Origin of the sequence: Escherichia sp. KCJ4928, assembly GCF_004352695.1 — a bacterium.
Classification (GTDB): domain Bacteria; phylum Pseudomonadota; class Gammaproteobacteria; order Enterobacterales; family Enterobacteriaceae; genus ECMA0423.
Map to the genome: position 1 here is coordinate 1 of NZ_SJWV01000689.1, position 331 is coordinate 331.

Sequence of the window (331 nt, forward strand, 5' to 3'; positions counted from 1 at the left end):
TGCGACTGGATGTATCCCGGCTGGCGACGTTACTTATCAGCCGCCATGATGGCGTGCTGCCGCCGGTCCTGGCGTCTGCCATGCAAAAACTGACCGGAACCGTGGCGGAACTTGTACTGTCCGGCAGTCAGTGGCAGGCGCTGCCGGTACTTCCGGCAGACGGAACGCAGGTGTTTTTCCCGTATGCCGGTGAATGGCTGACGGAGGAAGAAATCAGGGCAGTTCTTGATGCGGTGCGCAATGCAGTACGAAGCATCTGTTACCAGGTGGCAGACGATGCGCGGCGTATCCGGGCGGCGCTGACCACCACCGGTCAGACGTTGCTGACCCG

Annotated in this window: 1 pseudogene; it reads left to right on the forward strand. The window is 61.3% G+C overall.

The features are described 5' to 3' along the window. Positions 1-331: pseudogene (locus tag E0D98_RS26270) on the forward strand (hypothetical protein); the annotation flags it as partial.